10 protein-coding genes are annotated in these 11,205 nt (G+C 56.0%); 6 read left to right on the plus strand and 4 right to left on the minus strand.

Annotated elements, in window-relative coordinates:
• Positions 1–204: 204 nt before the first annotated feature.
• From DMG62_13115 to DMG62_13130, 4 genes are all read right to left on the minus strand, one after another.
• Positions 205–1,050: a heme-dependent peroxidase gene (locus tag DMG62_13115; protein ID PYY22541.1), complete on the minus strand. Its 846-nt coding sequence runs from the start codon at positions 1,048–1,050 to the stop codon at positions 205–207.
• A 23-nt stretch (positions 1,051–1,073) separates the two neighbouring features.
• Positions 1,074–2,243: a hypothetical protein gene (locus tag DMG62_13120; protein ID PYY22542.1), complete on the minus strand. Its 1,170-nt coding sequence runs from the start codon at positions 2,241–2,243 to the stop codon at positions 1,074–1,076.
• A 215-nt stretch (positions 2,244–2,458) separates the two neighbouring features.
• On the minus strand, positions 2,459–3,751 hold the full coding sequence (locus tag DMG62_13125; GenBank protein ID PYY22543.1) for an amidohydrolase: 1,293 nt from the start codon (positions 3,749–3,751) through the stop codon (positions 2,459–2,461).
• Complete coding sequence (locus DMG62_13130) at positions 3,738–4,004, minus strand: hypothetical protein (protein PYY22544.1); 267 nt, start codon at positions 4,002–4,004, stop codon at positions 3,738–3,740. The genes DMG62_13125 and DMG62_13130 overlap by 14 nt, the downstream gene beginning before the upstream one ends.
• Before the next feature lie 98 nt (positions 4,005–4,102).
• On the opposite strand from DMG62_13130, the gene DMG62_13135 reads away from it, so the two are divergent.
• The 6 genes from DMG62_13135 (at position 4,103) to DMG62_13160 (ending at position 11,005) form a co-directional block, all read left to right on the plus strand.
• A complete protein-coding gene (locus DMG62_13135; protein PYY22545.1) occupies positions 4,103–6,391 on the plus strand; it encodes a trehalose-6-phosphate synthase in 2,289 nt (762 codons plus the stop codon).
• A complete protein-coding gene (locus DMG62_13140) occupies positions 6,388–7,104 on the plus strand; it encodes a haloacid dehalogenase (protein PYY22546.1) in 717 nt (238 codons plus the stop codon). The genes DMG62_13135 and DMG62_13140 overlap by 4 nt, the downstream gene beginning before the upstream one ends.
• A 161-nt stretch (positions 7,105–7,265) precedes the next feature.
• A complete protein-coding gene (locus DMG62_13145) occupies positions 7,266–7,742 on the plus strand; it encodes a hypothetical protein (protein PYY22547.1) in 477 nt (158 codons plus the stop codon).
• A gap of 349 nt (positions 7,743–8,091) precedes the next feature.
• Positions 8,092–9,651 carry a hypothetical protein gene (locus tag DMG62_13150; protein PYY22548.1) on the plus strand — a complete coding sequence of 520 codons (1,560 nt, stop codon included), beginning with the start codon at positions 8,092–8,094 and terminating at the stop codon, positions 9,649–9,651.
• Between the two features lie 395 nt (positions 9,652–10,046).
• On the plus strand, positions 10,047–10,733 hold the full coding sequence (locus tag DMG62_13155; protein PYY22549.1) for a hypothetical protein: 687 nt from the start codon (positions 10,047–10,049) through the stop codon (positions 10,731–10,733).
• Complete coding sequence (locus DMG62_13160) at positions 10,730–11,005, plus strand: hypothetical protein (GenBank protein PYY22550.1); 276 nt, start codon at positions 10,730–10,732, stop codon at positions 11,003–11,005. Before DMG62_13155 ends, DMG62_13160 begins: the two co-directional genes overlap by 4 nt.
• Positions 11,006–11,205 lie beyond the last annotated feature (200 nt).

Genomic DNA, 11,205 nt, shown 5'->3' on the forward strand with positions numbered 1-11,205 from the left:
GAAACTCTTATAAGAGAATCGCGGCCGCAAGTTGGTTTGCCCAAGCCCGGGCCGCATCAGTCAGGAGTGTCTTTCCGGTTCATTCAATTAGACGACCGGTACCAAGCAAAAGTACTCGCAATTCCGCCAGGATAGCGGGTTAAGTTTTGTTAATTCTATGGCTTGAGCGAAACGTTCTGGTTGCACTTCGGCAACTGGATCATGCTATGGCGCAAGAAGGCTGGCCAAATCAGCCGGTGGACAGCGCAACCCGACGAAGAACGTGCCGAAGAGTGCGTAAACGGCGCTGACCTCGTCAAAACGCATTTCGTAGATCAGCCGTTTGAATACGAGCGGGTCATCGGCGAAGAGCGTGACCCCCCACTCCCAATCATCGAAGCCGATCGACCCGGAGATGATCTGCTTTACCTCGCCGGCGTAACGTCGTCCCACGAGACCATGCTCATTCATCTGCCGCTGGCGCTCTTCAATGGGAAGCGTGTACCAGTTCTTGTCTTCTCCTCGGCGACGGTCCATTGGATAAAAGCAGATGTACCGGTTAGGCGGCATTTGCGGAAACAGCCGCGGCTGCATAGCTTCGCGCTGTCGCGCAAGCGTGTCCTCGATGGCTCGCTTCCATTCGTCGGAGTGCGGTTCGATCCCCGCGTCGAGCAGTGAGCGATAGGTCTTTATGCTGGACTCATATAAGCCAAGCTCTATGACAGACAAATAGGAACTGGAATGCTCCAGAAAGTCACCAAGCCTCGTGCGTGCGAGTGCCAACTCTGCCTGGTTCAGGGCAGCAAACGATTCCCGAAAATGGACGAACATCAAGTCGCCCTTATGCCCGAGCAAGGAGAACAGAGCCGATTGTCCGATCGCGTTCTGCTCCATCTCTTCGAGAACTTTTGCGGCTTCGCCAATGATCTCGTTTTTTTGCACACCGCTCAGTTGCCGCCACGCGGGCCAGCGGAACTTCATCATCTGATGAAGAACGCTGTAACCCTCGATGGTGAGAGGCACCTCTGGGAGCGAGGCTGTTTGAGGACGCGCTGTACGAGCAGTCGACATAGGCTAGCTAAGCGGGGCTGTACCTATTTTATATCTGCCAATCGAACGCAGTGCCGCGCAATTTGCAGGTCTTCATCTGTCGGGATCACTCGAACAGCGCATCCACTGTTCGCGGCGCTAATTTGCTCCGCGTCCCTCTCGTTGGCCGATTGGTCTAAGACGATCCCAAGATATTGGAGGCGTGAGCAAACCCTTGAGCGTACCATCGCGGCGTGCTCGCCGATTCCTGCCGTGAATACGAGCAGATCAATGCCATTTAGCGCCGCAGCCATGGCGCCAATAAATTTCGCAATGGAATAGCAAAACATCTCAACCGCAAGTGCCGCATTTGGATTGTTGCTATCGGCAAGCAATTGGCGCATGTCGCTGGATGTGCCGGAAACGCCTCGAAGTCCGGCCTCGTGGTTCATAAGTTGATCCAGTTCCTCTGCCGAATATTTCTCATGCTGAAGCAACCGCAACAGCACGCCCGGATCGAGATCTCCGCAGCGCGTTCCCATCATCACACCACCTGTGGGGGTTAGTCCCATTGTGGTATCGATGGATCGGCCGTCTTGGACTGCGCACAGGCTGCAGCCATTTCCCAGATGCGCAATTACTACCTTTTTAGGCACCTTCGGGCCCAGAGTCTCAACGATGAATTCGAAGGAAAGACCATGGAAGCCATATCGCCTCAGACCTCGCTTCCAGAGGACATCGGAAAACGGTAACCGAGCGGCAGGTTCGGGAAGCGTTCGGTGGAATGCCGTGTCGAAGCAGGCAACTTGAAACGCTCGCGGAAAGCGTTCCGCGGCGTAGTCAAGTACTTCGAGTGCGGCGGGAAGATGCAGCGGCGCAAATGGCACTGCCTCACGGAGCAAGCCCAGGACTCGAGCAGTGATCTGCTGATGCTCGCGAAGTTGCGGACCACCATGCACGATGCGATGGCCAATGATGTGGGGTTCGGGAAAGAGTCTCTGCTTCAGCTCCTCGAGAAGATACTCTGCGGCTTGCCTGGCATCGCGAAATACAAGGTTTCCCTGAAGGAGCGCTTCCTTGCCCCGCTTCAGGGAGATGCGTCCCGCGCTGCTCCCAATCTCCTCCGCCGCTCCCGAAACCAGTTTAGAGGTAGTTCCATTCCGGAACTCATACAGGGACAACTTGAGGGAGGAGGAGCCGCTGTTGAGTGCGAGAATTATCTTGGAGTCTGGGATCGTGTTCTCCCGGAGTTTTGAAAAGATCGTTTCAATGGAGCATGTTCATTGCCGCCGCAAAACTCGGCCGAGCCGAGGTCCCGGCAATTGCTGATGTTGCGCTCGCCGGGTGGTTACTCGGATTACGCATATCTGGTAGATCAGCAAACCTGAGCTCAAACGTATCCGTGAGATCCGTCTCAGGTGCAATCCGTGTCATGTTTTTTGCATTTTGATTATTTCTTCTGCATCAACTCCAACAGCTCCGTCACTTCGCTCTGGATCGCGGTTCTCAGGGTCGGTTGAAAGTCAGGAGCAAACAGAGCCGAGTGCAGAGAGGGCAATTGCGCTCCCGATTGCTGGGCTTCAGCAAACTTATCCGGATTCACGGCCCCTACGTGAAACATCGCCTCAGGAATGCCATCCTGAGCGTAGTAGCTGAAATCTTCGCTGACCATTTTGGGCGGCATTTCGACCACATTGGAATCGCCAAGAGAACGACGCAACGATCCGACGAGCCGCTCCGTGAGCTTTGGATCGTTGTAGACCGCAATCGTGCCTTCCGTAGTCTTCACTTCCGGCGCGCGAGGAGCGCCGGCCAGCTCGGCCTCTGCCTTGGCAACACGTTCGATGCCCTGCAAGATCCGCTCGCGGACCTCTTTCTTATAAGTGCGCACGGAGAGACCAAGCATCACCTGATCGGGGATGATGTTGTTTTTCGTTCCACCATGAATTTGGCCCACGGTGACCACGACCGGATCGAGCGGATTGTTTTGCCGGGAGACCAGCGTCTGGAGCCCGCTAATGATACGAGCAGCGATCACGATCGGATCGATCGTCATCTGCGGCTGCGCCCCATGTCCTCCTTTGCCAAAAACGGTGATGTCGATGGAATCGGAGTTCGCGAGCGCATAACCGGGCGTGTAGCCAACTTTTCCCGCCGGTAAATTATCAGCGTCATGAATTGCCACTGCGAAGTTCGGTTTTGGGAAACGGGTGTAAAGACCATCGGCCAGCATTGCCTTTGCACCCTTGACGACTTCTTCTGCAGGCTGCGCGATCATGATCAACGTGCCGCTCCACTGCTGCTTGTGCGCGGCCATCCATGTAGCCGTGCCAATCCACGCGGTCATGTGCAGATCATGGCCGCATGCATGCATCACCGGTGTGCCTTCGGCGGTACGAACCTTGCTGGCAAACGGAAGCCCGGTCTTCTCTTCCACCGGGAGAGCGTCAGTGTCAGTCCGCAACAAAACATTTGGACCGTTGCCATTCCGGAGCACAGCCACCACGCCGTAACCCCCGACGCCAGAGGTAACCTCGTACCCTAACGGCTTCAGTTCCGACACCAGCTTGGCCGCGGTCTTTTGTTCGTGGAGCGACAGTTCGGGAGTTTGATGAAAATCGACGTAGAGCTTTTCCAGATTGGGATAAAGCTGATCGAAGTCTGTGGACGAAACCGGTGGATTCGCGCTGAAGGCAGCTAGCTTGATGAATAAGACTGCAAGTACAAGGTCACGCAAATGCATTATCGGAGTCTCCCGGAGGAGTGAGTATACGGGACAGCGAGGCGACCAGCTTTTCCAGTCGCTGTCGAATGACTGTTCCGGAAGAAAGGGGCATACAGGCTCGCGAGTGGTTAATGCCATCTTGAAACATGTCAACAACATTGCGGCCCGCCAGCGATGGATACCGCAACTCTTTCTCGGCAACCTGCATCTCACAAAACGTAGTGTATGCACTTCGCTTATCCGGCCTGTCGTACTCATTTCTGCCTTTCATAGGCCAAACTGTTTCAGACAAGTAAAGATCACGGTGGATTCGGCGATGCGAAATCTCATCAACTCACCTCTTCCCCACGAGAACAGGAGGCAGCAGCGATGCGTTTGAGCTTCCGGCTGATTTGTGCGCTGGTTGTTGTCCTGACGCTAGTGTCTCTCCTGTTCGCATACGCCCAGTTCAAAGGAGAGAGACGCGGGCTGGAACAGGACCTGCAACGGCGTGCCCAGATCCTCGCAGACAGCCTGCAGGAGAGCGTTGAACCTGTCCTGGAGAAGCGCTCGAGACGCAGTCTTCAGCAGCTTGTCGAACGCTTCGGCAATCGGGAGCACCTGGCTGGAATCGCGATTTACGATCAACAAGATGTCCCCATCGCGATTACCTCAGCCCTGCGGAAGCGTTTTCTGGACGATGCCTTTGCGGCTTCGAAAATCAAGACTTACAGCCGCAACGCAAGAGAGTTTTTATGGCTGAACTCGACCTATCTAAACGTTCACACGGTCCCCTTGAACACAGAGCAAGGCCCGGCAGGCACTCTGGTGGTAGTGCACGATGCCGGCTACATCAATGCGCAAAACTCGAGGTTTTGGAAGCGCGTTTCCCTGCGTGTAGTGGTCGAAGTCATCCTCATCGGCATTACCGCGCTGCTGATTATTCGCTGGACGATTGAAGGGCCGGCTGCGAGAACGCTGCAGTGGATCAGGGCCTCGCGAGCAGGCAAGGTCTCTTCTCCCCCGGCGTTACCGGACGGCGATTTATTCATGCCTTTAAGGAATGAAGTAACAACTCTAGTGCAGAGTCTGGCTGCTGCCCGGGAGTCGGCGGAAAAAGAAGCTCGCCTGCGTGAAGCAGGCGAATCCACATGGACCGCGGAGCGGCTTGCGGTACACGTGCGCAGCAAGCTCAACAGCAGTCGGCTGTTTGTGGTCTCCAACCGTGAACCGTACATGCATTCCCGAGAAGGCAAGTCGCTCAAGGTCCTTATTCCAGCCAGCGGACTGGTCACTGCACTGGAGCCGATTTTGCGGGCCTGTGACGGGACCTGGATCGCCCATGGCAGCGGCGACGCGGACCGCGAAACCGTTGATCGGAATGACCGGCTGGCTGTTCCACCCGACGAGCCGAAGTACACGCTGCGGCGCGTATGGCTCAACAAAGATGAAGAAGAAGGCTACTACTACGGCTTCGCTAACGAAGGCCTGTGGCCGCTCTGCCATATCGCGCATACGCGGCCGCTGTTCAGAGCCCAGGATTGGAAACATTATGAACAGGTGAACAGGAAGTTTGCCGAAGCGGTGCTGGACGAGATGGCCGGCACGAAACAGCCGGCCCTGCTTATTCAGGATTACCACTTTGCTCTGTTGCCGAAGATGATCAAGAAGGAGCGGCCTGACGCCCGCGTTGCAATCTTCTGGCACATTCCCTGGCCGAATCCGGAGGCATTCGGTATCTGTCCCTGGCAACGCGAGCTTCTCGACGGACTGCTGGCCGCAGACCTGGTCGGTTTTCACATTCAATCCCATTGCGACAATTTTCTGGAGACAGTAAATCGCTCGCTGGAATCGCGCGTGGAATGGGAGCATTTCTCGGTAAATCGTGAAGATCACGTGACTGCAGTCAAGCCATTTCCCATCAGCGTTGCGCCCAATATGGAAAACGCCAAACAACCTCAAGACTGGCGGGCAGCCAGTGCCGAGCGAGAAGCGTTGCTCAAGGAGTTAGGCGTGGACGCACTCTATCTCGGCGTTGGCGTGGATCGAGTCGACTACACGAAGGGCATTCTGGAGCGGTTTCTTGCAGTGGAGAGATTCCTGGAACGCTATCCACGCTACGAAGGAAAATTCACTTTCATCCAGATTGGAGCACCCAGCAGAACTCACATCCGTCGCTACCACGAGTTTCTGGCAGAAGTGGAAGCCGAGGCAGAGCGAATCAACTGGCGATTCCGCTCCAACAATTGGAAACCGATCGTGTTTCGCAAGCGGCATCACAGCCACGAGGAAATTTCCCGATTCTACCGGGCAGCCGACTTATGCTTGGTCACTTCGCTGCATGACGGCATGAATCTTGTGGCAAAGGAATTTGTGTCCTCCCGGGAGGACGAAAGCGGAGTGCTGATGTTGAGCCGCTTTACCGGCGCCAGCCGCGAGCTGCGCGACGCGCTCGTGGTGAATCCCTACGATACCGAGGAAATGTCGGAGGCAATCCACTACGGTTTGGAAATGGATTCCAAAGAGCGCCGGGCACGCATGCAACGCATGCGCCAGACGGTGAGAGAGCAGAACATTTATCGCTGGGCCGGCACGCTCATTGCGGAGCTTTGCCAGGTAAGGCTCGACACTGGAGGCAAGGAAAAAAAGGGAAGAGCCAACGCAAACACCGCCGCATGAACCCCGCGCCTCCGATTCTGGCATTGGCTTCTGATTACGACGCAACTCTCGCCTTTGACGGCAATATCGCTCCACCCACGCGCCAGGCGCTCGCGCGCTTCAAGGCCTCAAGTCGCAAGCTGCTCCTCATAACCGGACGCGAACTCGAGGACCTGCTCGCGATCGTTCCCGACGCTGATGCCTTTGATTGCATCGTGGCCGAAAACGGCGCGGCCCTCTACTGGCCGGCAAGCCGCCACATCGAATCGTTGGCGACTCCACCTCCGAAACACTTCCTGGAAACACTGCGCAAGCGCGGCGTACAACCGTTGTCTGTAGGCCGCTCCATCGTGGCCACAACGCTGCCGCATTACCATGGTGTCCAAACAACGATTACCGAAATGGGACTGGCGCTGGAGATCATCCTCAACCGCGACTCGCTCATGATTCTTCCTGCAGGCGTCAACAAAGCCACCGGTCTCGCCCGGGCGCTGAGGGAATTGGGATTGCCCACGGAACAGGTAGTCGGCATCGGCGACGCAGAGAACGATGAAGCGTTCCTCGAGCTATGCGGATTCTCGGTAGCTGTAGCGAATGCGATTCCAAGGATCAAGCAAATAGCGGATGTGATTACGGAGCAGGAACACGGTCCTGGAGTGGTTGAAGTAATTGAGAAAATTCTGGCCGGAGAACCTCTCTGCCAGTTATCCACCACTCGACCGACGCGACTGTGAACGAACCGCGTGCGGCGCCTCGGTATTCCCTCGCCATAAAGAACGCCGGGCAAGGCGCCCGGCGCTCGCAAAAATCAGCGACAGCTTGAGATTGGCCGAAATGATCTTCGCTAGAATGAAGAGCTAAGCAAACAGCCGCATCAAGCACTCGGAGCACACGAATGAAACCAAAGAACACGATCTGCCTCTGGTTCGACAAGGACGCGCTTGAGGCGGCGCGCTTCTATGCCGCCACCTTCCCGGACAGTAAGGTAACCGCTGTTCACAATGCGCCCGGTGACTATCCGAGCGGCAAGAAGGGCGATGCGCTGACGGTTGAGTTCACCGTTCTTGGCATTCCCTGTCTCGGTCTCAACGGTGGCCCGGCGTTCAAGCGCAGCGAGGCCTTTTCTTTCCAGATCGCGACGGACACTCAGGAAGAGACCGACCGTTATTGGAACGCGATTGTCGGCAATGGCGGTCAGGAAAGCGCGTGCGGTTGGTGCAAGGACGGTTGGGGAGTCTCATGGCAGATCACGCCGCGCGTACTAACCGATGCGCTTGCGGCCGGTGGCAGTGAGGCTAAGCGTGCTTTCGAGGCGATGATGACGATGAAGAAGATCGACATCGCCGCCATTGAAGCAGCGCGGCGAGGCTGACGTAAAACAGGTCAACAGGCGCTTAGTAATCCCGGATGAATTGTCAGTTTCTGGTTTTCCGACGACTTAGGAAGGAACTAATTGCTGGATAGAAGCGCGTTTCTCAGGACTTGGGCGGTGGCACATTAGTTAAGCCGCTGAGCGACCCTTGGGTTGCCGCTACGGAAGTTAATTAGCTTGCCCTTGAGGATCGAAAAGCATAGACTCAGCGCGTTCAATACACAATCTTCCGCCAAGCCGGTAAGGGCCACGGCACCTTGTGCATACACTTCGCGCGGGGGCCGCAACCTGCCTGCAACCTACATTCAGCCCTTCCGAGTAGAACAAGCCCCACTGTAAAGAGGTCGAAATGAATGCGAGAACGTTAGGCTCCCTGTCCGGCCGCGTGTTTTCGCACAAGGGACGCAGTTCGAACGCAAAGACTTCCGCCGCAGTGCAACTCGTGACCGTGGTGATGGTCGTCCTGTTCTGGTCGCCTCAGGTCGATGCCTACCCGCAAGACAAAATCTACTTCGCCTTCTTGGACTGGCAGCTTGTACAACTGACGCAGGCGATCACGAAAAACCCGGTGATTCCGCTGTCTGCGCCCAAGGCTGTGCAAGGCAAGGCAGTGCAGGACGGCATGTCGCTGGCCGATTATAAGCGCGATGTCGAGCAGGCCGCCGCTATCCACTATCGGTGGAGAGTGGAGGCCGCCCGCTACAACAACGGTGAGATCGACCGCGCCACATACGAGGCAGCGATCAAGAATTCTAGCGCCGATTATTTGAGCCTGTATAACAAATGGTGGGCGGCTGGCCGGAGAAGTGACTTCGAGCGCGATTATCAGCAGCGGCTTAATGCCATGGGGTGGCCGGTGCGACCGCCCAAGGTTGTGCAGGGCATGCCGTCGGCCGACTATAAGCGCGATGTCGAGCAGGCCGCCGATCTCGAGTTCCGGAAGGGCCAATTCCGCAGCGACTACGAGAACAAAGAGATCGATGCCGCCACCGAAGATAAATCCATCAAGGCTCTTGACGCTGTCCTTACGCGCCTCAACGAAAAATGGCGGGTCGCTGGCAGGGGAAATGAGTTCCGGCGCGATTGCATGCAGCAGCTTCGAGTCGTGGCCATTGCGCACCAGTCTCATCCTCAGCCATGGCGCATCCCGTCGGGCAACCTTTTTGCCTACACGATGGTTGCGCTGCTGCTCCTCGCCCTCGGGTTAGCGAGAGAAATAGGCCCATTTGGGCTGGATAACGCGGATCCGTTCACGATCCGTTCGGGCTGGAGCACTTACCAGGTGTACGCGAGCACCGGCACAGTACTCAGCCCGACTAAGTCCGAAGTCGTCAAGACACACGTGAGCGGCGGCGGCAATAACCAGCCAGTCTCGATTTCGACTAGCACGTCCATTCATGATCGATTCTTCATTCGCGAGAACAATGGCGTCGAGCGTGCCGTGTATCTGACGAACGTGGATGTCGCACTGCGCGAGGGTCACCAGGTGTCGGCAGCCTGGAGCATCAGGAAAGGCCAGAAGAGTGGGGACTATTTCCTGGTACGCAATCATTCGACGTGGAATGTCGATTTCGTCGACTCGGTCGTGAAGAGCATGCTACAGCCGGCAATATGGCTCATGCTGCCCATGATATTCATCGCCCTAAGCATGGGCGCTGCTTCCGTTCACATGCGCATCTCGCACTTGTTCGCTCTTATGAGCAACGATAATACGGCAGCCAGTCTGATTGCTCTGTTTACGGCCATCGTGGGTGTGCCAGTGGCATTTTTGATCGCCTATTGCATCATCGCGGACCTGCGTGTTCGCCGTCTCAAGCGCCACGTGGCCGCCAAGCTATTGCCCATCTTCGACAAGCGCGCCACCGAACAGATCGCGATGCCATTGGGGGCGGCAGCGACGCCCAGCTAAAGGCAGTCAGTGCATGACAAAACGCTGATCGATAACGCATTCTAATGAGAAGGGTGAGGGAATTGTGAAGCCAGCCGCGGAGAGGTCTGCGGGTCCGAGCCAGAAGCGTGGCGGGTGCCGCCCACTACGACGTTACTTGACTCGCGACAATCCGTGGCGTCTCTCTCCGCTGGATAGGAAGATCCGCCCGACGTTACTGACAATACTGAAGAAGACCAGCCTCGACCAGCGATCAGTGGATGACGGCGTTTCCCGCGATGTTCATCTTCCTCCTGATTGCTATTTATGGATTGCTGAAGATTCCCGCCTTAACCAATCACCTGTTCAGCGGAGCAGCGGGAGCTGACTCCGGTTTGGCGGCGGCAATGGTCGCCTACGTCAGTCGAGGTTGATTTATGGTTGCCGAAGCAAAGCAGGACGCCACATTCAATGCCGCGAAGCAGCTTTATGCGGAGCAGTTCGGGGACGCCATTGTCACGAATACGTACTTGAAAATCGCCTTGCTGGCGATGGCTCTCGTTGCTGCCGGTCTGATCTACACGAACGTCAAGACCGTTCGCATGGTCCAGAACTTTAAGCCGCTGGTGATCCGCATTAGCGATATTGGCCGTGCCGAAGCGGTGTCATACGACACCCTCGGATATAAGCCTCAAGATGGGGAAATCAAATATTTCCTGAGCGAGTTCTGCCGTCTTTACTACAGCCGGAATCGCTACACGATTCGGGACAATTTCAAGAAATCGTTGCTCTTCATGGAAGCGCAGCTCGGGAACAGCGTTGCCGAAGCATACCGGAAGGATCACATGATAGACGATTACCTGCAGAACTCGACGAGCAGGCCTGACATCGACGTCGAGGTCGAGAAGGTCTCAATTGAAGACCTGCGAGCGGCTCCATACAAGGCGACGGTCGATTTCCACGAGATCGCATATTCGCCGGTCGATCATGCCGAGAGCAAGCGCACGCTCTACACGGCGCACTTTGTCTTTCTTTTCCGCGAGTCAGTTCCGAACGAACTGATTCAGGTGAATCCACTCGGCCTGGCGATCACTTATTTCCGTGAAGATGAGGCATTCAAATGAACGGAGTTGACTATCCGCTCATGCCCTCAACTCCGGAAGCCTTTTCGGATCAGACGATCAACGACAAGGCTGTGGAGAGGCACTATTCAGCGGAAGAGATTGGAAGACTGTGGGGACTGAGTCCTAGGACAGTGCGCAGAATGTTTGAAAACGAGCCTGGCATCCTTGTCTTCGGCAACGCGGGAAGCATGAAGAAGCGGCGTTATCTTACGCTCAGAATTCCTGAGAGCGTGCTGGTCCGGCTGCATCGTCGCCTTCGGAAAGCAAGCTGAACTGCTATTCTCAACCAACGAGATCAGCAAGCCAATTACTACAGCTTGTAAGCTTCTCGCCCGAGAACCAAAGGAGACCTATTTCCAGCCACTGAAGGAGTTTCTTGGTTGCGTCATCCGGTGTGCTGGGGACCAGTATTGCCATACGTGGCTCAGCATTTCCATTGATGCGAAACCAATAGTCGAAGAGCTGACCTATG

The sequence above is a fragment of the Acidobacteriota bacterium genome (assembly GCA_003225175.1).
Lineage (GTDB): Bacteria > Acidobacteriota > Terriglobia > Terriglobales > Acidobacteriaceae > Gp1-AA112.